This window comes from Actinomycetospora flava, assembly GCF_037400335.1.
Classification (GTDB): Bacteria; Actinomycetota; Actinomycetes; order Mycobacteriales; family Pseudonocardiaceae; genus Actinomycetospora; species Actinomycetospora flava.
Window position 1 is genome coordinate 88,424 of the sequence record NZ_JBBEGM010000011.1, and the last position, 21,977, is coordinate 110,400.

General features: G+C 74.3%; 22 protein-coding genes. 13 read left to right on the forward strand and 9 right to left on the reverse strand.

The genetic code is table 11. The annotated features are described in order from the left end of the window. Nucleotides 1-119 precede the first annotated feature (119 nt). Both WCD58_RS23815 and rsrA read left to right on the forward strand, forming a co-directional pair. The gene (locus WCD58_RS23815; RefSeq protein WP_337705733.1) at nt 120-734 is read left to right on the forward strand and encodes a sigma-70 family RNA polymerase sigma factor; all 615 of its coding nucleotides are present in this window, start codon (nt 120-122) and stop codon (nt 732-734) included. Then, on the forward strand, nt 731-1,069 hold the full coding sequence (gene rsrA, locus WCD58_RS23820; protein ID WP_337705573.1) for a mycothiol system anti-sigma-R factor: 339 nt from the start codon (nt 731-733) through the stop codon (nt 1,067-1,069). The genes WCD58_RS23815 and rsrA overlap by 4 nt, the downstream gene beginning before the upstream one ends. A 65-nt stretch (nt 1,070-1,134) precedes the next feature. On the opposite strand, the gene WCD58_RS33720 is transcribed toward rsrA, so the two are convergent. After that, nucleotides 1,135-1,209, reverse strand: a complete 75-nt coding sequence (locus tag WCD58_RS33720) for a 50S ribosomal protein bL37 (RefSeq protein ID WP_373696271.1) — start codon at nt 1,207-1,209, stop codon at nt 1,135-1,137. 77 nt (nt 1,210-1,286) lie between these two features. Here WCD58_RS33720 and WCD58_RS23825 point away from each other — a divergent pair, with 77 nt between their 5' ends. Continuing rightward, complete coding sequence (locus WCD58_RS23825) at nt 1,287-2,771, forward strand: sensor histidine kinase (protein WP_337705734.1); 1,485 nt, start codon at nt 1,287-1,289, stop codon at nt 2,769-2,771. Between the two features lie 192 nt (nt 2,772-2,963). On the opposite strand, the gene WCD58_RS23830 is transcribed toward WCD58_RS23825, so the two are convergent. Beyond that, nucleotides 2,964-3,218, reverse strand: a complete 255-nt coding sequence (locus tag WCD58_RS23830; protein ID WP_133824458.1) for a WhiB family transcriptional regulator — start codon at nt 3,216-3,218, stop codon at nt 2,964-2,966. A gap of 479 nt (nt 3,219-3,697) precedes the next feature. After that, the gene (locus WCD58_RS23835) at nt 3,698-4,618 is read right to left on the reverse strand and encodes a diacylglycerol/lipid kinase family protein (protein WP_337705574.1); all 921 of its coding nucleotides are present in this window, start codon (nt 4,616-4,618) and stop codon (nt 3,698-3,700) included. 112 nt (nt 4,619-4,730) lie between these two features. Between WCD58_RS23835 and WCD58_RS23840 the strand changes: the two genes are divergently transcribed. Together WCD58_RS23840 and WCD58_RS23845 are read left to right on the forward strand one after the other, a co-directional pair. Next, nucleotides 4,731-5,081, forward strand: a complete 351-nt coding sequence (locus tag WCD58_RS23840; protein ID WP_337705575.1) for a hypothetical protein — start codon at nt 4,731-4,733, stop codon at nt 5,079-5,081. Nucleotides 5,082-5,103: 22 nt separating this feature from the next. Further along, nucleotides 5,104-5,661, forward strand: a complete 558-nt coding sequence (locus tag WCD58_RS23845; RefSeq protein WP_337705576.1) for a class I SAM-dependent methyltransferase — start codon at nt 5,104-5,106, stop codon at nt 5,659-5,661. A 32-nt stretch (nt 5,662-5,693) separates the two neighbouring features. On the opposite strand, the gene WCD58_RS23850 is transcribed toward WCD58_RS23845, so the two are convergent. The 4 genes from WCD58_RS23850 to sodN form a co-directional block, all read right to left on the reverse strand. Continuing rightward, nucleotides 5,694-7,202, reverse strand: a complete 1,509-nt coding sequence (locus WCD58_RS23850) for an HNH endonuclease signature motif containing protein (RefSeq protein WP_337705577.1) — start codon at nt 7,200-7,202, stop codon at nt 5,694-5,696. A 211-nt stretch (nt 7,203-7,413) separates the two neighbouring features. Next, complete coding sequence (locus WCD58_RS23855; protein WP_337705578.1) at nt 7,414-8,334, reverse strand: NUDIX domain-containing protein; 921 nt, start codon at nt 8,332-8,334, stop codon at nt 7,414-7,416. 19 nt (nt 8,335-8,353) lie between these two features. Continuing rightward, nucleotides 8,354-9,004: a histidine phosphatase family protein gene (locus WCD58_RS23860; RefSeq protein ID WP_337705579.1), complete on the reverse strand. Its 651-nt coding sequence runs from the start codon at nt 9,002-9,004 to the stop codon at nt 8,354-8,356. A 103-nt stretch (nt 9,005-9,107) separates the two neighbouring features. Then, nucleotides 9,108-9,521: a superoxide dismutase, Ni gene (gene sodN / locus WCD58_RS23865; protein WP_444876324.1), complete on the reverse strand. Its 414-nt coding sequence runs from the start codon at nt 9,519-9,521 to the stop codon at nt 9,108-9,110. Nucleotides 9,522-9,613: 92 nt separating this feature from the next. On the opposite strand from sodN, the gene WCD58_RS23870 reads away from it, so the two are divergent. The 8 genes from WCD58_RS23870 (at nt 9,614) to WCD58_RS23905 (ending at nt 19,289) form a co-directional block, all read left to right on the forward strand. Next, nucleotides 9,614-9,955 (forward strand): S24/S26 family peptidase, encoded by a 342-nt coding sequence (locus WCD58_RS23870; protein ID WP_337705580.1) that lies wholly within the window; start codon nt 9,614-9,616, stop codon nt 9,953-9,955. Between the two features lie 221 nt (nt 9,956-10,176). Next, on the forward strand, nt 10,177-11,427 hold the full coding sequence (locus WCD58_RS23875) for an NAD(P)-dependent malic enzyme (protein WP_337705581.1): 1,251 nt from the start codon (nt 10,177-10,179) through the stop codon (nt 11,425-11,427). 648 nt (nt 11,428-12,075) lie between these two features. Then, nucleotides 12,076-14,685: a putative bifunctional diguanylate cyclase/phosphodiesterase gene (locus WCD58_RS23880; protein ID WP_337705582.1), complete on the forward strand. Its 2,610-nt coding sequence runs from the start codon at nt 12,076-12,078 to the stop codon at nt 14,683-14,685. A 125-nt stretch (nt 14,686-14,810) separates the two neighbouring features. Continuing rightward, on the forward strand, nt 14,811-15,911 hold the full coding sequence (locus WCD58_RS23885; protein ID WP_337705583.1) for an ABC transporter ATP-binding protein: 1,101 nt from the start codon (nt 14,811-14,813) through the stop codon (nt 15,909-15,911). Continuing rightward, nucleotides 15,908-16,543: an ABC transporter permease gene (locus tag WCD58_RS23890; protein ID WP_337705584.1), complete on the forward strand. Its 636-nt coding sequence runs from the start codon at nt 15,908-15,910 to the stop codon at nt 16,541-16,543. Before WCD58_RS23885 ends, WCD58_RS23890 begins: the two co-directional genes overlap by 4 nt. Nucleotides 16,544-16,545: 2 nt before the next feature. Beyond that, nucleotides 16,546-17,286, forward strand: coding sequence for an ABC transporter permease (locus WCD58_RS23895; protein WP_337705585.1), 741 nt, complete (start codon nt 16,546-16,548; stop codon nt 17,284-17,286). Then, the gene (locus WCD58_RS23900; RefSeq protein WP_337705586.1) at nt 17,283-18,251 is read left to right on the forward strand and encodes an ABC transporter substrate-binding protein; all 969 of its coding nucleotides are present in this window, start codon (nt 17,283-17,285) and stop codon (nt 18,249-18,251) included. The genes WCD58_RS23895 and WCD58_RS23900 overlap by 4 nt, the downstream gene beginning before the upstream one ends. Before the next feature lie 42 nt (nt 18,252-18,293). Then, a complete protein-coding gene (locus WCD58_RS23905; protein ID WP_337705587.1) occupies nt 18,294-19,289 on the forward strand; it encodes a CobW family GTP-binding protein in 996 nt (331 codons plus the stop codon). Between the two features lie 7 nt (nt 19,290-19,296). Here the strand turns inward: WCD58_RS23905 and WCD58_RS23910 are convergent, their stop codons facing one another. Both WCD58_RS23910 and WCD58_RS23915 read right to left on the reverse strand, forming a co-directional pair. After that, the gene (locus WCD58_RS23910; RefSeq protein WP_337705588.1) at nt 19,297-20,931 is read right to left on the reverse strand and encodes a flavin-containing monooxygenase; all 1,635 of its coding nucleotides are present in this window, start codon (nt 20,929-20,931) and stop codon (nt 19,297-19,299) included. A gap of 10 nt (nt 20,932-20,941) precedes the next feature. Beyond that, a complete protein-coding gene (locus WCD58_RS23915; RefSeq protein ID WP_337705589.1) occupies nt 20,942-21,901 on the reverse strand; it encodes an alpha/beta hydrolase in 960 nt (319 codons plus the stop codon). Nucleotides 21,902-21,977 lie beyond the last annotated feature (76 nt).

Below are 21,977 nucleotides of genomic sequence, written 5' to 3' on the forward strand. Positions count from 1 at the left end.
TCGACGTCCCGACCGCGCCCGAGGCGCGGCCCGAAGGGAGCCCCGTGGCCGACGCGGCGAGGGCTGTGACTCCTGAGACCCCCCACGACACCGACGAGGGGCCCGGTGAGGTCGTCGACGTGGCGACCGAGACGCCCGAGGAGCGGGCGGCGCGCTTCGAGCGCGACGCGATGCCGATGGTCGACCAGCTCTACGGCGCGGCGCTGCGGATGACCCGCAACCCGGCCGACGCCGAGGACCTGGTGCAGGAGACGGTGCTGAAGGCGTACTCGTCGTTCGCCTCGTTCCGCCCCGGCACGAACCTCAAGGCGTGGCTGTACCGGATCCTCACCAACTCCTACATCAACACCTACCGCAAGCGGCAGCGCCAGCCCCAGCAGTCGCCCACGGAGGAGATCACCGACTGGCAGCTCGCCCAGGCCGGGGAGCACTCGAGCTCCGGGCTCCCCTCTGCGGAGGCCGAGGCCCTGGAGAACCTCCCCGACACCGACATCCGTGACGCGCTGCAGAACCTGCCGGACGACTTCCGGATGGCGGTCTACCTCGCCGACGTCGAGGGCTTCGCCTACAAGGAGATCGCCGAGATCATGGGCACCCCGATCGGCACCGTGATGTCGCGGCTGCACCGGGGCCGGCGCCAGCTGCGCGAGGCGCTCACCGACACCGCCCGCGACCGCGGGTTCATCCGTGACGGGGCCGACCGGGTCTCCACCGGAGAGGGGGTCCAGCGATGAGCTGCGGAGAGCCGCACGAGACCGACTGCTCCGAGGTCCTCGCCGAGGTCTGGCTCCTGCTCGACCACGAGTGCGACGAGGCCCGGGACGCCCAGCTGCGCCGCCACCTCGACGAGTGCGGGCCGTGCCTGGCCCGCTACGGGCTCGAGGAGAAGGTGAAGACGCTGCTCACCCGCAGCTGCCGCGGCGAGCACGCCCCCGCGACCCTGCACCAGCGGCTGCGCGAGCAGATCCGCGCCACGGTGCTCGAGCAGGCCGAGGTCACCGTCGAGCGCGGCCCGGCCGGCACGGTCGTCGAGGTCAACCAGACCCGCGTGGAGTCCTGGAAGAGCTGAGCCCCACGACGACGAAGGGCCCGTCTGCGATCACTCGCGGACGGGCCCTTTCGTGTGCTGCACGGCTAAGCGTGGGGACGCTTGCCGTGGTTGCTGCCCTTCTTCTTGCGGTCCCGCTTCTGGCGCGCGCGCTTCGACATGCGGCCATCATCCCATGTCGCGGGCACCCGACCTGCGCGGTGGTTGGATGATCGCCGTGGGGAACAGGGGCCGGCCGGTGTCGACGCTGTCGAACCTGCTCGCCGCGCACACCGACCTCTCGGGGGCGGCGGCGGCCCACCTGCAGCGCGTGGTCGCCGAGTGGCAGCTGCTCGCCGACCTGTCGTTCGCCGACTTCCTGCTGTGGGTGCGCACGACCGACGGTGACCTCCTGTGCGTCGCACAGAGCCGCCCGACGACGACGGCGACCGCTCATCCCGAGGATATGGTGGGCGCGCGGGCCTCCGCGAGCCAGCACCCGCAGCTCGACCGCGCCTTCACCGACACCACCATGCGCCGCGAGGACCAGCCCCGCTGGCACCGGGGCCGCTCGGTGCGCCGGGAGGTGGTGCCGGTCCGCAGCCCGGACGCGCCGCACGTCGTCGCGGTCCTGGGCCGGGACACCAACCTCGCGGCGCCGCGGGTGCCCAGCACGCTCGAGATCTCGTACCTCGCCGTCGCCGCGGACCTGTGCCAGATGGTCGCCGACGGCACCTTCCCGACCGCCGAGGGGCGCGACGAGGGCCGTTCGTCGCCGCGGGTGGGCGACGGGCTGGTGCGCAGCAGCTCGACGGGGCGCGTGCTCTACGCGAGCCCGAACGCCGCGTCCGCGTTCCACCGCCTCGGGTGGAGCGAGGAGCTCGTCGGCGCCGACCTCGCCGCCGTGGTCAAGGAGGTCTCCGACGACGCTTTCGAGGGCGCCGAGGCCGCCGAGCACGTGCACGGCGCGCTGGCCGGCACCCCGTCGCAGCGCGCCGAGCTCGAGGGTCACGGCGCGACGGCCGTGCTGCGGGCGCTGCCGCTGCACCCGCGGGGCGTGCCGAGCGGGGCCCTGGTGCTGGTCCGCGACGTCACCGACGTCCGCCGGCGCGACCGGGCCCTGCTGAGCAAGGACGCGACGATCCGCGAGATCCACCACCGCGTGAAGAACAACCTCCAGACCGTCGCGGCGCTCCTGCGCCTGCAGGCCCGCCGCACCCAGCACGCCGAGGCCCAGGAGGCGCTCACCGAGTCGGTGCGCCGCGTCGCGTCGATCGCCCTGGTGCACGAGGCGCTGGCCGCGTCGGTGGACGAGAAGGTCGACATCGACGAGGTGCTCGACCGCGTGCTGCCGATGATGAACGACCTCGCCCGCCCCGGCGCCCGGGTCGCGATGCGCCGCGAGGGCGAGGTGGGCGTGCTGTCGGCGGTCATGGCGACGCCGCTGGTCATGGTGCTCACCGAGCTGGTCGCCAACGCCCTCGAGCACGGGTTCGCCGAGGGGGCCTCGGGCACCGTGGTCATCGCGGCGTCGCGGTCGGCCGCCCAGCTCGAGGTGGAGGTCCGCGACGACGGCCGCGGGCTGCCCGAGACCTTCTCGCTGGAGCGGGCCACGGGCCTCGGCCTGCAGATCGTGCGCACGCTCGTCGACTCCGAGCTCGCGGGCGCCCTGCGCATCCTGCCGGGCGAGGAGGCGGGCACGCGGGCCGTCCTGCGGGTGCCCCTGCAGCACCGGGGACGCTAGCCGGGGCCATCGGACACACGAAGGCCCCGGCACCGTCTTCGGGGGACGGTCCGGGGCCTGCGTGACCTGCTCTCTCGGGGCCGGACGCGTGGGGAGCGAGCGTCCGGGCCCCGATCCGGCGCGGGGTGGGGGAGCGTGCGCCGGGGGGTCGGTCCGGGGCGGACGCCGGGGAGCTGGCGTCCGCGATCCGGATCAGAAGCCGGTGTGCACCTCGGGCCGCACGCCGTGGCGCTTGAGGGCACGGCGCTCGTCCTCGCTCGCGCCGCCCCACACGCCGGCGTCCTGACCCGACTCGAGCGCCCACTTCAGGCACTCGGTCATCGCCGGGCAACGCCGGCAGACGCTCTTCGCACGCGCGATCTGGGAGAGCGCGGGGCCACTCGTGCCGACGGGGAAGAACAGTTCCGGGTCCTCGTCGCGGCAAGCAGCGTCGTTCCGCCAGTCCATCGTTCTGAGCTCCTCGGTGGGTGCGTCTCGGGGAACGCACCAGTCGTGGTCGTCGTGTTCTCGACCTCGTCACAGCTCCGGTGTGGCGCCGTGACCAGCCAACGGAGATCAGGGACACTCACTGTCGCCCGATCTCCCGCCCGACGCTCGCTTTTCGAACGACGGACCCGACCGGTCCGGATCGCCCGGCCCGTGGTGGGTCGTGCGTCCTTCCCGGCATTCGCGGGGGATGCGATTCAATCTGCAGGACGTGACCTGCGAGATCGAGTGCCAAGCGGTTCGGCGGGCGAACTCGGTCGGTGAGTGGAATTGCGCAGACGGTCATGACCGTTCGGCTGCGACGAGCGACGACAACAGCACGACGAGCCGTCCACCCGTCCGGGGGTGCACGACGAACGGCAGCAGGTGGACTCGATTCAGAACGCCACCGACCGCCCGTCGTGGCTTCACGCGGGCTTCACATCACCCGGAATCGGGCGTCAGACGACCACGCGGAGGGCGTCCGGCACCGCCACGAACTCGACATCGCTGCGCTGTCCGAGGTGGTCGCCGTCGACCTGGAGGTTGACCGGCTCGTCGCTGGTGATCCGCAGGGCGGGCACGTCGTCGCGGCGCACCACGGACTTCAGCCCGGTCGCCCCGTCGCGGCTGAGGATCTGCTGGATGAGGCGCAGCACCGTCGGCAGGCCGACCGACTTGAGGGCGAAGAGGCCCAGGCCGCTGTCGAACGAGCAGCCGGGGTTGGTGCGCACCGGGCGGGATCCGAGGTAGGTCCACGGGTCGGTGTTCGACACGATCGCCAGCCGCACGCCGCTGACCGGCTCCTCGCCCGCGATCTCGACGGTGAGGTCGGGCGGGTCCAGGCGGGTCCGCGTCCAGCGGCGGATGGAGGTGGCGACGTAGCGGGTCGGGGTGGCGTCGTGGCCGCGGCCGCGGGCGCGCTCCATGGAGGCGATGACGTCCGCGTCCCACCCGAGGCCGGCGTTGAAGCTGAACCACCGCTCGTCGGCGCGCCCGAGCCCGACCGTGCGCGAGCGCCCCTCGTGGAGCGCGCCGAGCAGCCGGTGGGTGGCCTCGAGCGGCTCGCGCGGGACGCCGAGGGCGCGCGCGAAGACGTTGGCCGACCCGCCGGGCACCACCCCGAGCGCGGGGACGTGCTCCCCGGGCCCGTCGGCCAGCAGGCCGTTGAGCGCCTCGTTCACGGTGCCGTCGCCGCCGAGGACGATGACGAGGTCGATGGCCTCCGACCGGGCGCGGGCGGCGAGCTCGGCCGCGTGACCCCGGTAGCGCGTGGCGACGACGTCCAGCTTGATCTCGCTGGCGAGCGCGTGCGCGATGACGTCCTGACCGGCCGCCGTCGTCGTGGTGGCCGAGGGATTGGCCACGAGCAGCGCACGCACGGCCCTCACCGTAGACGGGGTGCCCCCTCCGGTCGGGGGGTGCGGTCCCGTGATGTCGCCGATCTCTCGGCCACCGGGGGGACAGCACGACCCGCCACCTACCCTGATCGGTGTGTCCGCCCCGCCCCGTTCCGTGCGCCTCGCGGCCGTCGGGGTGCTCGCCGAGGCCGCCGTCGGCGTCGTGGTGGCGGTCCTGATGGCCAGCGCCGGCGTGGCGTTCTCCGTCTGGGGCTTCGTCGTGCTGCTCGCCCTGGGCCTCGCCGTCGCGGCCGTGGCGCTGCTGCGCGGTCAGCGGGGCGCGCGCGGGCCGGCGCTGGTCGCCCAGCTCCTCACCATCGGGTGCGCGTTCTACGCCGCCGTGCCCTCGCAGCGCCCGGAGTGGGGCGTGCCGGTCATCGCTGCCGCCGCGGCGGTGCTCTACGGGCTGCTGTGCGCGCCCGCGCGCGCGTGGGCGGAGCAGTGAGGGGAACTCGGTCGTCGTGGCGATGAACGCGATGCACCGCCGGCTGTGCCGCTCCGACCGCTGGGCCGAGCGCATGCACGGCCAGGTGATGCCGTGGGCGCTCGAGGGCCTCGACCTCGGTGGCGACGTCCTCGAGATCGGGCCGGGCTACGGCGTGACGACGCGGTGGCTCGTCGAGCGCGCCGGCGCCCTGACCGCCGTGGAGGTCGACCCGAAGCTGGCGACCGACCTGGACCGCGCGATGGAGGGCCGCGTCGACGTGCACACCGCGGACGGCGCGCGCCTGCCGTTCCGCGACGCGAGCTTCGACGTCGTCGTCTGCTTCACCGTGCTCCACCACGTGCCCTCGCCCGCCCAGCAGGACCGGGTGTTCGCCGAGGCGGCGCGCGTCCTGCGGCCCGGCGGCGTCTTCGCCGGCTCGGACAGCGTCCGCAGCCTGCGCTTCCGGCTGCTGCACGTCGGCGACACGATGGTGGTCGTCGACCCCGCGACGATGCCCGACCGGCTGCACGACGCCGGCTTCCTCGACGCCTCCGCGGACGCCGGCGAGCGGTCGTTCCGGTTCCGGGCAGGGCGGTAGAGCACGCCTCCGCGACCGGAGCGTTCCGGTGATCAGGTGGGGATGCGGGCTCGTCCTCCGAGCCGGGGTTGTCGTTCGGTGTCGATGTACCAGGGTGGGGTGAACCACGCCCGGCCGTTGATCATCTCGATGGTCCAGTGGCCGTGGTGGACGAGCTGGTGGTGGTAGCGGCAGAGCAGGCACATGTTGTCCAGGGCCGTGTCGCCGTCGGGGTACCAGTGGCGCACGTGGTGGGCCTGGCAGCGGCGGGGTCGGCGGTCGCAGCCGGGGAACGCGCAGCCGCCGTCGCGGTGGTTGAGGGCGCGGCGGATGGCGTCGGGGGCGGTGCGTTGCCGTCGTCCGACGTCGAGGGGTTCGGATTTCGAGCCGAGGATCATGGGGATGATCTCGGCGTCGCAGGCCCAGCGGCGGATGGTGGCGGCGTCGACGTGGTGCCCGGAGTCCAGCGTCCCGTAGCCACCGTTCTGCTGGAGGGCTTGGCAGAGCCAGCGGTGGTCGATGGTGACGGTGAGCAGGACCCGCCCGGGCCGCTCGGTCCAGCCCCGGCTCGCCGGTGAGGGCGCGTCGGCCTCGAGGCGGCGTGGTTCGGGGATCAACGCCAGCGGCGCCTGGCCCTCGGCGTCGTCCGAAGCGTCGTCCGGCTCGTCGTCCGGCTCGTCGTCCGCGGCGAGGCCCGGCTCGCCGCCGCCGACGTGCTCGTCGTCCGGGTCGGGCTCGGCGTCGGCGCCTGGTTCGTGGGCGGCCGGTTCGTCGGTGTCGGTGTCGGTGCGCGCGGGGTCGGTGGTGTCGTTCTCCCCGCGGCGGGTGTCGGTGGCGATGCCGTGGGGGCCGCGGGCGTCGTCGATGAGGTCTTTGAGCGCGTCGGCCTGGCGTCGGGCCAGGGATCGTTGGTCCTCGCTGCCCGCGCGGGCGGAGAGCACCCCGACCACCTCGACCATCTTCTCGGCCTCGAGCGGATCCCCGAGCCGGCCTTTGAACACCAGCGACCCGTCGCGGCGGCGCAGCATGTGCATCTCGTCGCCGGCGTCCTCCCCGTCAGAAGGTGCTGCCCCGTCGGGGTCGTAGAAGTCCACGAACGCTTTCGCGAGCCGGCGCAGCATCTTCGGCGGCAGCAGCTGCGCCTTGTCCACCAGCGTCTGCTCGACCCCGGCGAGCTCGTCGGGCGGTGGCGGGGTCAGCAGCCCGGCCAGGTGGCGCACCGTGTCCCGGATGATCCGCACGTGCGCCGGGTCCACCAACCCCTCGGCCAGCGCGTCCGCGGTGGCCGGCAGCCGGGCGGGCAGCACCTCGCCCGACAGCGAGGTCCGCGCGCACAGGTCGCCGGCCTCGTCCACCAGCCGCTTCGCCTCGGGATGATCCACGTTGTCGAGATCGGCGACCAGGTTCGGCAGACTGCGATACCCCGTGGAACTGACCGCGCCGAGCTCGTCGAGCGCGGCGATGTCCTGCAACCGCTGGTAGTAGCCGCGTCGCTGAGCGATCACGTGGGCGCGGGCACGGTCGAACACCTCCCGCTCCGCACCACCCAACGGTTCGCTCATGTGTTCGATCCTACCGCACATCGGCGACACTGACGACACCGGCGATACCGACGACGCCGATTCGCGACCAGCGCCTTCCGCAGCTCAGCAGCGTCTTGATCATGTGAGACGCGCCGATCGCGGCGGACGCCGCTCCCAGGGGCAGGACGACCGGCGCCTCTCGCAGCCCGCACGCCGTCTTGATCGTGCGCGCCGTGCCTCTCGCGCGGCCTCACCCGTCCGTCGAGCCGTGGCGCCCGGCGCCGGGTTCGAGTGCCTCACCCAGCAGCGCGAGGTAGGAGGGGTGGGCCAGGTCGAGGGTCCGCAGTTCCTCGGCGGTGAACCGACCCAGTCGCTCGTGCTCGTGGCCGGCGGCGTTGCGGATCTCCCCGTCCCAGTGGCGGACCAGCCAGAGCGAGAGCTCGACCTCGTCGTCGACGAGCCGCCGCCAGGGCGCCTCGAGCTCCGCGTCGATCCCGAGCTCCTCGCGCAGCTCGCGACGCGCGGTGGCGCGGGGTGCCTCGCCGGGCTCGACGTGTCCGCCCGGCAGGTCCCACACCCCGGGGTACGACGCACGGTCCGCGCGTCGCAGACCCAGCAGGACGCGCCCGTCGCGGACGAGGACCCCGGCCGCCATCGGGAGACGGGATGGAGGCCCCGCCAGCGGGAACCTGGCCAGGACCTCGCGGTGGGACGTGTCGGTGACCGTCCACAGCACCTCGTGCACAGAACACGCGACGTCCAGGCGGCCGCCGCGCACGTGCGACCAGCACGCCGCCGGCGACCCCGACGTGCGGGGGTGGGCGATCGTCGCGTGGAAGGGGTGCCCCGCGAACCCCTGCGGCGGGAGGAGCAGCCGGTCGCGGAGGGCCTCGAGTGCCGGGACGCCGTCCTCCACCATCGCGAACACCCCGCCGCGCCCCTCGTCGTCGGCCGCGAGGGCGCCCAGCCGGACCGTGAAGGGCGCAGTCTCCCGGGCCGCCTCCGCGAGCCGGTCCAGCAGCAGTGCGACGTCGACGGTCTCCTCGGGGTAGACGACGCTGATGTGGGCGGGGCAGATGCGCCGCATCGCCGGGTCCCAGTCGGCCCGCAGCGCGTCGACGGCACGCGCGGCGTCGCCGTCGAGGTGCACGGTGACGTGACGGCGAGCCATCGTCGTCCCGCCCTGGTCGTCAGTGCCGGTCGGCCGGCGGGGGCGGGGGTTCGACGAGGCCGCCGGGGGCGTTGAGGAGGTCGATGCGCGGGACCCCGCGCTCGTGGCCCAGCACGGTCACCGACGCCGCGTCGAACGCGAACCCGACCCCAGCGGACGGTGCGAGGCCCAGGTAGCGGGCGATGAGCACGCGCCCGGCGTGGCCGTGGCCGACGAGGACGACGTCGCGCGCCGCGAGCTCCTGGGCGGCGTCGGCGAGCACGTGGTCGAGCCGGGCGGCCACCTCGGCGCCGGTCTCCCCGCCGGGGCACGGGTGCGTCCACACCGTCCAGCCGGGGACCTCCTCGCGGATCTCCGGGGTCGTGCGGCCCTCGTACGCGCCGTAGTCCCACTCGACGAGGTCGTCGCGGACGGCCGAGGGCTCCAGGCCCGCCAGCCGCGCGGTGTCGGCGGCCCGGCGCCGGGGGCTGGTCCACACCGCCGGGGGCGGGACGTCGGTGCCGCGCAGCGTGACGAGCAGGTGCCCGGCGGTCCGGGCGGCCTCCTCGCCCGTGTCGGTCAGCGGGAGGTCGGTGCGGCTGGTGTGCCGTCCGTCGCGGGACCACTCGGTCTCGCCGTGCCGCAGGACGTAGATGCGTCCGACGGGGGTCGCGCTCGCAGCTGCGTTCACAGCGGCGTTCCTACCCGCTCGCGGGCCCGCACACGACGACGCGCCCGCCCCCGGATGTCGGGGACGGGCGCGTCGGAGATCCGTGAGGGACCACCGAAGGGGATCAGCCCTTCTTGGTCTCCCAGAAGATGTCCGAGATCTCGGCGATGTAGTCGAGGACCTGCTGACCGGTCTGCGGGTCCATCGACGACTTGGCGCCGTCGGCGCCGCCGCCCGCGGCCTTGGTGGCCTTGTTGAACAGCTCGTGGAGCTGCGGGTACTTCTCGAAGTGCGGCGGCTTGAAGTAGTCCGTCCACAGCACCCAGAGGTGGTGCTTGACGAGGTCCGCGCGCTCCTCCTTGATCTGGATGGCGCGGGTCCGGAAGGCCGGGTCCTCGTTCGACTGGTACTTCTCCTGGATCGCCTTGACCGACTCGGCCTCGATCCGGGCCTGGGCCGGGTCGTAGACGCCGCAGGGGAGGTCGCAGTGTGCGGTGGCCTCCAGACGCGGGCGCAGGACGCTGGAGAGCAGTCCCATCTCGCCTCCCTCTTCCTGTTGAGGAATGGTGATCGTTCCGACGACAGTCAACGTACCCCTGTGACGGGGCCCCGACACGTGGAGCGCGGCCGGTGCGGACCACCCGTGAGCTGCTGATCACGCTGGTGGCACGGCTCCCGCGACGTGTGCTCGTGCGCGGGGGATCGATGGCCCCGACGCTGCGTGACGGGGACGTCGTGGTGGCCCTGCCGGGCGCGACGGTGCGGCCCGGCGAGCTGGCCCTCGTGCGCTGGGCCTCCCGTCCCGGGCAGCTCTCGGTGAAGCGCGCGGCGCTGCCCTTCGACGACGGCTGGTTCGCCGTCGGAGACGCCCCGGAGGCCTCCACCGACTCCCGCACCCTGGGCGCCGCCGAGGCGCTCGGGCCCGTCCGCTGGCGCCTCTGGCCCCGCCCGGGACGCCTGCACGCTCGGTAGCGGCGCGCCGGGGTGACCCCGGACGCAGACACGACCCCCACCGACGCGGGAGGATTCCGCGCGACCGGGTGAGCGAACTGCATGGCCCGGGCCGCGCGCCCACCCGCGCCGACGGCCCGCCCGGCATCCGCCGACCGCGGGTGCCGCCACCACCTCCCGCCCGGGTACCCCCACCTCGGCAGGCCTGCCTGCGCGACCCCCACCGCCCGCTTGGAGCCCCCGTGAGCGACCCCGGCAACGACGCCACCACGAACCAGCCGTCCCTCGACGGCCGCGACATCACCGACGAGGAGGTGTTCGCGTCCCACGAGGGCGGCAAGCTCTCGATCGCCCCGACGGTCGGGCTGTCCGGCCGGCGCGACCTCTCCATCGCCTACACGCCCGGGGTGGCGAAGGTCTGCCGCGCGATCGCCGACGACAAGGCGCTCACCGCCCGCTACACGTGGACCCACCGCCTGGTGGCCGTCGTCTCCGACGGCACCGCCGTCCTCGGCCTGGGCGACATCGGCCCGCGCGCGTCCCTGCCCGTGATGGAGGGCAAGTCGGCGCTGTTCAAGGCGTTCGCCGACCTCGACTCGATCCCGCTGGTCCTCGAGACCACCGACGTCGACGAGATCGTCGACACGCTCGTGCACCTGCGCCCGAGCTTCGGCGCGGTCAACCTCGAGGACATCGCGGCGCCGCGCTGCTTCGAGATCGAGCGCCGGCTGATCGAGGCGCTCGACTGTCCGGTCATGCACGACGACCAGCACGGCACCGCGATCGTCGTCCTCGCCGCCCTGCGCAACGCCGCCCGGGTGCTCGACCGCGACCTCGCCTCGCTGCGGGTCGTCGTCAGCGGTGCCGGGGCGTCCGGCGTCGCCTGCGCGAAGATCCTGCTCTCGGCAGGGGCGAGCGACGTCGTCGTGCTCGACTCCCGCGGCGTCATCCACGCCGGCCGCGACGGCATGAACGTCGAGAAGATGGCGCTGGCGGAGGAGACCAACCCGCGCGGCGTGCGGGGCGACCTCGCCGCCGCGGTGGCCGGCGCCGACGTCTTCCTCGGGCTCTCGGGCTCGACCATCCCCGAGTCGGTCATCGCCTCGATGGCCGAGGGCGGCATCGTGTTCGCGCTGTCCAACCCCGACCCGGAGATCGACCCGGCGGTCGCGCGCAAGCACGCCGCGGTCGTCGCCACCGGGCGCAGCGACTACCCGAACCAGATCAACAACGTCCTCGCCTTCCCCGGCGTGTTCGCCGGGGCCCTCGACGCCGCGGCCCGGCGCATCACCGAGGCGATGAAGCTCGCCGCCGCCGACGCGATCGCCGACATCGCCGCGGGCGACGAGGAGTTCGGCGTCGACCACATCGTCCCCAGCGCCCTCGACGACCGCGTGGCACCCGCGGTCGCCGCGGCCGTGGCGCGCGCCGCCGCGGACGAGGGGGTCGTGCGCCGCCACGTCGCCGAGGTCGCGGCGGACGGTCACCACTAGAGATCCCACGTCACCCGGTAGCGGGCCATTCAGTTGTCCACCAGAGGTGGCGGACAACCGGGTTGCTCACGACGGTTGGGTCGTCAGCGGATCGGGTACCGGCTGGTAACGCGATCAGTGCGCGTGTCGCTGTCGCTCACCCGGACGATCACCCGTCATCCTTCCGGAGGTTGCGGAGCGTTCGTGGCGAGATCCGGACCGTTCGTCACCGGCGGGGAGCACCGACCGTAGGGCGCTGAGCCGCAGGTGGGTGATCTCGCGGTCCATCGGGCGAGTGGTCCTGGTCCGTCTGCCGCTCGTCGTGGACTCCGTCCGCTTCGGCGCGACGACCGGTCGGTGACCTCAAGGTCGATCGTCCGTGTCGTGCAGCAGAACGCGTCGGAACACGCGGTCGCCGCGCGGCATCCCCCCACGGGGTGATCCACCCGGACCCGGACCGGGTCTCCTTCGTTGCCTGAGACAGACGCGGAGACGCCGTTCCACCCGGAGCGGCGGAGGACCCGCGGCGAGGGGAGCGCAGACGTGGGGAGTGCCGTGCCGGTGCCGGGCTCGCGTGGCCTCGCCGTCGCCTCCGCGGCTCACGCGGCTCACGCGGCCTCTGCGGCGCCAGGTCGGGCGGCGAGGCACCGGGCCGAGGCGCTCGCGGTCATGCCCCCCGCCGACGGCGGTCCCGAGGGCGGCGTGACGCTGCCGGCGGGCGCCGCGCTGCACCACGACGCCCGCGGGCGCGTCGTCGCCGTGCGGGACCAGGTCGCGCAGCTCGTCGACCCGTCCGGCGGCGTCACGCCGGCGCGGATGCTCGGGCGGCCGCTGCACGAGCTGCTCCTCGACCTCGCGCCCGTCGACCCCTGCGCCGGCCCCGACGGCCTGCTCACCGCGCGGCTGCGCCGCCGGGCGGACACCCCGCTGCCCGTGCAGGTCGTCGTCTGGCCGGACGCGATGGGTGGCGCGACGCTCGTCCTGGTGCCGCGGGCCGAGCCGGCCACGGAGCCGGTGCCCCGCCAGGACCCCCGGCAGGCCGACCTGTCCTCCGACCAGGAGCCGGTGTCCGGCCCGTCCGCGGCCGACGTCGAGCGGATCGCCGGGCTCGGGCACTGGGAGGTCGACCTCGACTCCGGCTCGGCGTGGCTGTCGCCCGTGCTGGCGGAGCTGCTCGGGACGGACCTGCTGCCGAGCCGGCGGGCGGAGGACCTCCTCAACGCACTGCACCCGGCCGACCGGCACGGGTTCGCCCGGCGCTGGGTCGCGCTGGTCACCGAGGGGACGCCGCTGGAGGCCGAGGCGCGCCTCGGGGACGGCACCGGGCGCATCCTGCAGCTGCACGCCGCCCTGCGCCCCGACGGCACCGTGCTCGGCACCGCAGCCGACGTCACCGGCCGTCGCCAGGCCGAGGAGCGGCTGCGGGCGCTGACCCAGCGCTTCACCGACCTGCTCGCCGTCGCCCCCGTCGGCATCGCCCTCTTCGACGACGACGAGCGCCTGGTGAAGGCGAACCAGGCGCTGTGCCGGCTGCTCGGGCAGGGCCCGGAGGCGCTGCGCGGGTGCCGCGCCGACGAGCTGCTCGACCTCGGCGCCGAGACCGCGGTGACGCCCGGCCCGGTGACGCCGCTGCTCTCGCGCCCGGCGGGCTCGGCGGGGTCGGTGAGCTGGTCCTGCGCGCCGCGGGCCCTGCGCACCCGCGAGCGCGGCGCGGGCGGCGCCGACGCCGACCCGGTGTGGTGCGAGCTGCACGTGTCGGTCTCGGTGCACGACGACGGCGGCGTCACCCACCTCGTCGTGTTCACCGACGTCACCGACGCCCGGCGCGTCGAGGCGAGCCTGCGCCACCAGGCCATGCACGACGAGCTCACCGGCCTGCCCAACCGGCGCGCGCTCACCACCACGGTGTCGCGCCTGCTCGCCGGCCCGACGGCGCGGCGCACCGGGGTGCTGTTCTGCGACCTCGACAACTTCAAGCGCGTCAACGACTCCCTGGGCCACGACGCGGGCGACGAGCTGCTCGTCGAGCTCGCGGCGCGGCTGCGCGAGCGCCTGCCCGCCGGCTGCGCGGCCTCGCGCAGCGCCGGCGACGAGTTCGTCGTGGTGTGCGCCGACGTCGACCTGCACGGCGGGCTCGACGCCCTGTCGGCCACGGTCGCCGGCATCCTGCGCACGGCGATCCCGGTGCACGGCCAGCTCGTGCGGATCTCGGCGACGGTCGGGGCGGCGGTGGGCGCGACGATCGGCGCCGACTCCCAGGCCGACCCCGCCCAGCCCGACATCGACCCGACCGCCGACCCCGTCGAGCAGGTGCTTCGCCGCGAGCGCGCCACCGAGCTCGCGGGCCTCGACCCGGCGCCGGCCCACCCGGGCACCGGCGACCTGATGCGCTTCGCGGACGCGGCGCTGTTCGAGGCCAAGAGCGGCGGCACCGGACGCTTCGCGCTCGCCGACGAGGCGATCATGAAGGGCGCCGACGAGGCGCTGCGCATGGAGACCCAGCTCCGCGAGGCCATGGTCAACGACGAGCTGGTGCTGCACTTCCAGCCGGTCGTCGGGCCCGACGGGCGGGTGCAGACCGCCGAGGCGCTGGTGCGCTGGCAGCACCCCGAGCAGGGCCTGATCTTCCCCGACAAGTTCCTGCCGGTGGCCGAGGCGGCCGACCTGCTGGGCGACCTCGACCGCTGGGTGCTGCGCACCGCCGTGCGCGAGGCCGCCGTCTGGCCGCCCTCGAGCCCGGACGGGATCGTGCCCTCGGTCGCGGTCAACCTCGCGGGCCTGCTGCCCGGCGACCCCGACTTCCTCGACACCGTGCACGAGGCCGTCACCGCCGCGGGCCTGCCCTACGACCGCCTGGTGCTCGAGCTCGTCGAGACCTGCCTCGCCGACCTGCCGTCGACGACCCTGCGCGAGATGAACGAGCTGATCGCCGCCGGTGTGCGGTTCGCGGTGGACGACTTCGGCACCGGCTACTCGTCGCTGTCGCGGCTGACCGGGCTGCCCGCGCAGATCGTCAAGCTCGACCGCGGCTTCGTCCGGGGCGTCGCCACCGGCGAGTCCGACCGCGCCGTCGCCCGCGCCGTCGTCGACCTGACCGCCGCGATCGGGCAGGTCTGCGTGGCCGAGGGCGTGGAGGACGAGGACCAGTTCGCGGTCCTGCGCGACCTCGGCGTGCACGCCTACCAGGGCTGGCTGTTCGCCCGCGCCATGCCGGGCGAGGCGTTCACGCAGCTGCTGCGCCGCGGGCCGCTGACGCCGGAGGACCGCCGGGCCGGCTGAGACCGCCGTCACACCACCTCGGGTCGGGAACCCGTGATCGGTCGCGGGTGTCGGGGTCGCCGATTACATTCTCGCCTCGACTCGGTGGTCGCCCATGGCCACCGGCGGATCCCGGGAGTCAGCACGTGATCGAGTTCCGGGACGTGGGCAAGCGCTTCGCCGACGGCACGGTGGGGCTGGAGGCGCTGTCCATGACGGCGCGCGAGGGCGAGATCACGGTGCTCGTCGGCCCCTCGGGGTGCGGCAAGACCACCTCGTTGCGCACCGTCAACCGCATGGTCGAGCCGACCTCGGGGGCGGTGTACCTCGACGGGCGCGACGTGTCCCGGGGCGACCCGGCGGACCTGCGCCGTGGCATCGGCTACGTCATCCAGCAGGCGGGCCTGTTCCCGCACCGCCGGGTGATCGACAACGTGGCCACCGTCCCCGTGCTCAAGGGTCTGTCGCGGCGCGAGGCCCGCGCGCGGGCGGCCGAGGTGCTCGAGCGCGTCGGGCTCGACGGCGCGCTCGCGCAGCGCTGGCCCGCGCAGCTCTCCGGCGGCCAGCAGCAGCGCGTCGGCGTGGCCCGCGCGCTCGCCGGCGACGCGCCGGTGCTGCTCATGGACGAGCCCTTCTCCGCGGTCGACCCCGTGGTGCGCGTCGAGCTGCAGGACGAGCTGCTGCGCCTGCAGGCCGACCTGGGCAAGACGATCCTGTTCGTCACCCACGACATCGACGAGGCGATCCGCCTGGGCGACCGGGTGGCCGTGCTGCGCGTCGGCGGGCGCCTCGCGCAGTTCGCGCCGCCGGACGAGCTGCTCGCCGCCCCGGTGGACGACTTCGTGTCCGGCTTCGTGGGCCGCGACCGCGGCTACCGGCGCCTGGGCTTCGTGCCGGCGACCGCGCTGCGGCTGGTCGACCTGCCGACCCGCGCCGACGCCAACGGCGACTCCCCTGACTCCACCGATCGGGCCGTCCCGGGGGAGTGGACGGTGCTGCTCGACGGCAGCGAGCGCCCCGCGGCCTGGCTCGGCCCGGACGGCGCGCGCCACGAGCTCGGCTCCGTGTACGTCACCGACGGCGACGACGCCGCGGCCGACGCGGCGGGCACGCTGCGCGGGGCCCTGGACGCGGCGCTGAGCTCGCCGGCCGGGCGCGGGGTCGCCGTCGACGGCGCGGGCCGCTACCGGGGCGGGGTCGACACCGACGCTGTGCTGGCGCTGCTCGACCGGAGCAGCCCGTCGTGAGGGCCTTCGGCTACGACCTCGACGACCTGGTCGTGGCGCACGTCCTGCTCGCGCTGATCCCGGTGATCCTCGGGCTGCTCATCGCGCTGCCGCTGGGCTGGTGGGCGCACCGGTCGGCCGGCGCCCGCCGCGTGCTGGTGCCGCTGTCGGGGGCGCTCTACACCGTCCCGTCGCTGGCCCTCATCGTCTTCATCCCGGTCATCCTCGGCACGCCCATCCTCAGCCCGGTCAACGTCGGGCTCACGCTGACCATCTACACGGTCGCGCTGCTCGTGCGCAGCGTCGCCGAGGCGCTCGACGCGGTGCCGGAGAACGTCACGACGGCCGCGCTCGCCGTCGGCTACCGGCCGTCGGGGCTCTTCTTCGGCGTTCAGCTCCCGCTCGCCGTGCCGGTGCTCACCGCCGGGCTCCGCGTGGCGTCGGTGTCGGCGTTCTCGCTGGTCACGGTGGGTGCGCTGGTCGGCATCCAGTCGCTGGGCACGCTGATGACCGACGGCTTCCAGCAGGACTACACGGCGATGGTCGTCACCGGCATCGTCGGCTCGGTGCTGCTCGCCTTCCTCTTCGACGCGCTGTGGCTCGCGCTCGGCCGGACGCTCACGCCCTGGTCGCGGGCCCGGACGGGGGTGTAGCGGTGCTCGGCCGTCTCGTCGACTGGTTCTCGGACCCCGCGCAGTGGAGCGGGTCCTCCGGCATCCCCGCGCGCGTGCTCGAGCACCTCGGCTACACCCTGCTCGCCGTCGTCATCGCCGCGGTCATCGCGCTGCCGGTGGGCGCGATCATCGGGCACACGCGGAGGGGCGGGCTCGCCGTCGTCGGCGTCGCCAACGGCCTGCGGGCGCTGCCGGAGCTCGGCGTGCTCGTGCTGTTCGTGCTGCTGCTGGGCCTCGGCCTGCTGCCGCCGACGCTCGCGCTGGTGCTGCTCGCGATCCCGCCGATCCTCGCCGGCACCTACTCCGGTGTCGCGGGCGCCGACCCCGGCGCCGTCGACGCCGCGCGCGGCATCGGGATGCGCGAGAGGCAGATCCTGCTGCAGGTCGAGCTGCCGTCCGCGGTGCCGCTGATCCTCGGCGGGGTGCGGTTCGCGACGCTGCAGGTGATCGCCACCGCCACCATCGCCGCGTACGTCGGCCTCGGCGGTCTCGGCCGCTACATCATCGACGGCTTCGCGGTGCGCGACTTCCCGCAGATGCTCGGCGGCGCGCTGATCGTCGCGGTGCTCTCGGTGGTCGTCGAGCTCGTGCTCCAGCTCCTCGGGCGGTTCGTGACGCCCGGCCCCGAGCGTCTCCGGCTGGGTCGCCGCGCCGACGGCCCCACCGCCGACGCCCTCCCCACGGTTTCCACCCCGCCGTCCCCAGAGAGGTCCGACCGATGATCCGATCACAGCGCCACCCGGGGCCGGGCTCCGCTCCGCTCCGTCGGCCGCGAGCGCTGCTCCTGGCGGCGGTCGCCGCCGTCGGCGTGCTCCTCGCCGGGTGCGGGGGCGGCAGCTCCGACCCGCTGGCCACCCAGCCCGCCGCGCCGTCGGCCCAGGGCACCGTGCGCATCGGCTCGGCCAACTTCACCGAGAACCGCCTGCTCGCCGAGATCTACGCCAGCGCGCTGGAGACCAGGGGCGTCGCCGTCGAGCGCCGCTTCGGCATCGGCAGCCGCGAGACCTACTTCCCGGCGCTGCAGAACGGCGAGATCGACCTCGTCCCCGACTACACCGGCAACCTGCTGCAGTTCCTCAACCCGCAGGCCACCGCCACGGCGTCCGACCAGGTCTACCAGCAGGTCTCCGGCGCCCTGCCGCCCCAGCTCCAGCTGCTGCAGCAGAGCGCGGCCGAGGACAAGGACGCCGTCGTCGTCACCCGGGCCTTCGCCACGCAGAACAACCTGCGCTCGATCGACGACCTCACCCCGCTGTGCCCGACGGTCGCCTTCGGCGGCCCGCCGGAGTTCCAGCAGCGCTCCTACGGCGTCCCGGGGCTGCAGCGGCTCTACAACTGCTCGTTCCGCGAGTTCCGCGCCCTCGACGCGGGCGGTCCGCTCACCGTCGCCGCGCTGCGCGACGGCACCGTCCAGGCCGCCGACCTGTTCACCACCGACGCCTCGATCCCCGAGAACGACTTCGTCGTGCTCGAGGACCCGCGGTCGAACTTCGCCGCCCAGAACGTCGTGCCGCTGGTCAACCGCGCGAAGTCGGCGGACCCGCGCGTCACCGACACGCTCAACCAGATCTCCGCGGCGATGGACACCACCCAGCTGACCCAGCTCAACCAGCGCCTCGCCGGCCCCGACCGCCCCGACCCGGCCACCGTCGCCCGCGACTGGCTGAACTCGGCGGGCATCCGCTAGCACCTCGTCGGGGCACGCCGGCCGTCTGCGAGGGTGGTCGGCGTGCCCCGTCGCGTGCCCGTGGTGCTGGTCGCCGGTCACCTCGGCGCCGGCAAGTCGACGCTGGTGAACCACCTGCTGCGCCGCGCCGACGGGGTCCGGATCGGTGTCGTGGTGAACGACTTCGGGGCGATCGGGATCGACGCGATGCTCGTCGCTGGGCAGGCCAGCGCCGTCACGTCGCTCGCGAACGGCTGCCTGTGCTGCACCACCGACGCCAACGGCCTCGCCGGGCTGCTCGCCGAGCTCACGGCACCGTCGGCGCGCCTCGACCTCGTCGTCGTGGAGGCCAGCGGCCTCGCCGATCCCCGCGAGCTCGTGCGCCTGCTGCTCGACGCGATCGCGGGGGAGGCGCGCCACGCGGCGTACGGCGGGCTGGTGACCGTGGTCGACGCGGTGCACGGCGAGCCGGACGACGCCGTCCGCCTCGCCGACCTCGTGGTGCTCAACCAGGTCGACCTCGTCGACGACCCCGCCCCGCTGCTCGCCGTCCTGCAGGCGGTCGCGCCGGGCCCGGTGCTGCCCGTGGTCCGCGGGGCGCTCGACCCGGCGCTGCTCGTCGACCCGCCGGCCCGCCGTCGCCCGCCCCGGTCGGGCCAGCTGTCGTTCGACGCCCTGCTGCGCGAGGACCCCGGCACCGAGCACGCCCACGCGCACTGGGACAGCGTCGCCGTCGAGCGCGACGCCCCGCTCGACCCGGCGCGGTTCGCGGCGTTCCTCGAGGCGGGCCCGCCCGGCGTGTTCCGCGCCAAGGGCGTCGTGCGCTTCCCCGGCGCGGCCCCGTTCGTGGTGCAGACGGTCGGGACGGCGATCCGCGTGCGCCCGGCGCCCCGGTCCGTCACGGTCACCGGCGCCCGGCTGGTGTTCCTCGGCGTGGGTCTCGACGCGGCGGGTCTGGAGTCGGCGGTCGACGGCTGCGCCGCCGACCCCGCGGCCGGCGAGCCCTCGCTGCTCCCGGTCCTGCGTTACGAGGAGTCCGAGCGCGTCGACGCGGTGTGAGCGGGCGTCAGCTCGCCGCCGCCTCGCGGTCGGACATCACGAAGCCCTCGTAGCCCGCGTCGGCGACGTCGGAGAGCTGCTGGCGGTACGCGGCGTGGCCGGCCATGTAGAACATCACCGCGTTGCGCTTGCCCGGGATGTTCGCACCGAAGATCCACGAGTCGGCCTGCGGGAAGAGCGTCATGTCGGCGATCTCGCGGCAGGTGTCGGTCCACCGGTCCTCGGCGTCCTGGGTGGGCTCGACCGCCGCGGCGCCGGACTCCTCGGCCCGCCGGACGAGCTCGCCGATCCAGTCGACCTGCGCCTCGATGCTCGGGGGCAGGTTGGTGAACGGGCCGTTCGGCCCGAGGATCATGAACATGTTGGGGAACCCGGCGACCGACACCCCGAGGAAGCTCGTCGGCCCCTCGGCCCAGTGCTCGTCGATGTGCTGCCCGCCGCGTCCGCGCAGGTCCATCGCCCGGTAGTTGCCGTCGACGGCGTCGAAGCCGGTCGCGAGCACGAGCACGTCGAGCGCGTGCTCGACGCCGTCGGCGGTGCGCACGCCGCGCGCGGTGATGCGCTCGATGGGGTTCTCCCGGAGCGCGACCAGGGTGACGTCGTCCCGGTTGAAGGTCTCGTAGTAGCCCTCGTTGCACAGCGGGCGCTTGGCGTAGAGGTCGGTCGGGGTGAGCTTGCGGGCGGTCTCGGGGTCGTCGACGATCTCGGCGATCTTGGAGCGGATGAACGCGGCCGCGGCGGCGTTGGCGTCCGGGTCGGTGGCGATGTCGTTGAACGTCCCGAACATGAACCGGAAGCCGTTGCCCTTGTCCCAGTTCTCCTGGAACACGCGCTCCCGCTCCTCCGCCGAGACGCTCATCGTCGCGACGTCGCTCTCCTCGAACCCGAACGCGACGACCGACCCGCGCACCTGCTCCCAGATGGTGCCGAAGTTCCGCTTGGTCTCGTCGACCTCGGCCTGGTCGACCGGCCCGTTCCCCGACGGCACCGAGTACTGCGGCGAGCGCTGGAAGACGGTCAGGTGCTCGGCCAGCGGCGCGGCCGCGACGATGAACTGGGTGCCGGTCGAGCCGGTGCCGATCACCCCGACGCGCTGCCCGCGCAGGTCGAGGTCGTCGGGCCAGGCATTGGTGTGCACGAGGCGTCCGGCGAAGTCGTCGAGCCCGGGGATGTCGGGGATGTTGGTGCGCGCGAGCAGGCCGAGCGCCGTCACGAGGTAGCGGCACGTGAACCGCTCGCCCGCCGCGGTGGTGACGTGCCAGCGCGCCTCGTCCTCGTCGAAGGTGGCGCGCGTGACCTCGGTGCCGAGCTGGATGTCGCGCGCGAGATCGAAGCGCTCGACGACGTGCTCGAGGTAGGCGAGGACGTCGGGCTGGTCGAGGTAGCGGGTGCTCCAGTCCCAGTCGGCGAGCAGGTCGTCGTCGAAGGAGTAGCGGTACACGAAGCCCTCGGTGTCGGACTTCGCGCCCGGGTAGCGGTTGAAGTACCAGGTGCCGCCGACCCCGCCGCCCTTCTCCAGGGCGCGGGCGCGCAGGCCGAGCTGGTCGCGCAGCTTGTGCAGCATGTAGATGCCGCCGAAGCCCGCGCCGATGACGATCGCGTCGAGGTCGGTGCCGGTTTCGGTGCTGGTCTCGGTGCTCATGACGGGCTCCTCAGGCTCGGCGGTACCAGGCCGCGATCGCGGCGATCTCGTCGTCGGCCTCGGGCGCGGCCCCGGCGAGGAACGGGAAGACGTGCTGCATGTCGTCGACGACCGAGAGGGTCACGTCGACCCCCGCGGCCTCGGCGCGCGCGGCCAGGCGGACGGCGTCGTCGCGCAGGGTCTCCGCGTCGCCGGCGTTGACGTAGAGCCGCGGGAGGCCGGCGAGGTCCGCGTGCAGCGGGTTCGCCAGCGGCGTCCGCGGGTGGATGCGCCCCTCCGCCAGGACGCCGGCGATCATGCTCTCGAGCAGGGGCACGGTGACGAGCGCGTCGGTGGCCGCGTTGGTCACGAGGCTCTCGCCGGTGTTCTCCATGTCCAGCCACGGGGAGAACGCGATCACCCGGCCCGGCAGCGGACGCCCCCGCTCGCGCAGGGCGAGCGGGATCGCCACGGCGAGGTTGCCGCCGGCGGAGTCGCCGATCGTCGTGATGTCCTCCGGGCGCACACCCCGGTCCACGAGGGCGTCGACGACGGCCACGCCGTCCTCGACCTGCGCCGGGTGGGGGTGCTCGGGGGCGCGCCGGTAGTCCAGGACGAACGCCGTGACACCGAGCGCCTTCGCGACGTGGCCGGCGAGCTTGCGGTGGCTGGCGGCCGAGCCCACGGCGAACCCGCCGCCGTGGGTGTAGACGAGGACCTGGGTGCGGTCCGCGCCGACCGGCAGGGTCCAGATGCCCGGCACCCCGCCGACGGTCTCCTCGGCGTAGGTGACGTCCTCCGGCTCGCGGGTCGGCTGGTGCCACTCGTCGAAGATGCTGCGGAAGAGGCGCGTCGTCAGGTCGGGCGTCGTGGAGATGATCGCGGTCCAGTCGGCGTAGAGCGCGCGCAGGGCGTCCGACTCGGCGGACGCCCCCGAGGCCCCCGACCCGGCGGACGCCGTCGTCGCCGTCGTCGCTGTCGTGTCCGTCATGGCGGCCTCCTCGCTCCGTGATCTGACGCGACCCTTCCCGGCCGTCCGGCGGCCCGGGGTGTTCCGATCCGGAACA

Bases quoted from the DNA above. Each gene is read 5' to 3' on its own strand.
- rsrA (WP_337705573.1), top strand. From the start codon at position 731: ATGAGCTGCGGAGAGCCGCACGAGACCGACTGCTCCGAGGTCCTCGCC.
- WCD58_RS23830 (WP_133824458.1), bottom strand. From the start codon at position 3,218: ATGGACTGGCGGAACGACGCTGCTTGCCGCGACGAGGACCCGGAACTG.
- WCD58_RS23845 (WP_337705576.1), top strand. From the start codon at position 5,104: ATGAACGCGATGCACCGCCGGCTGTGCCGCTCCGACCGCTGGGCCGAG.
- WCD58_RS23850 (WP_337705577.1), bottom strand. From the start codon at position 7,202: ATGAGCGAACCGTTGGGTGGTGCGGAGCGGGAGGTGTTCGACCGTGCC.
- WCD58_RS23855 (WP_337705578.1), bottom strand. From the start codon at position 8,334: ATGGCTCGCCGTCACGTCACCGTGCACCTCGACGGCGACGCCGCGCGT.
- sodN (WP_444876324.1), bottom strand. From the start codon at position 9,521: ATGGGACTGCTCTCCAGCGTCCTGCGCCCGCGTCTGGAGGCCACCGCA.
- WCD58_RS23880 (WP_337705582.1), top strand. From the start codon at position 12,076: ATGCCCCCCGCCGACGGCGGTCCCGAGGGCGGCGTGACGCTGCCGGCG.
- WCD58_RS23900 (WP_337705586.1), top strand. From the start codon at position 17,283: ATGATCCGATCACAGCGCCACCCGGGGCCGGGCTCCGCTCCGCTCCGT.
- WCD58_RS23910 (WP_337705588.1), bottom strand. From the start codon at position 20,931: ATGAGCACCGAGACCAGCACCGAAACCGGCACCGACCTCGACGCGATC.
- WCD58_RS23915 (WP_337705589.1), bottom strand. From the start codon at position 21,901: ATGACGGACACGACAGCGACGACGGCGACGACGGCGTCCGCCGGGTCG.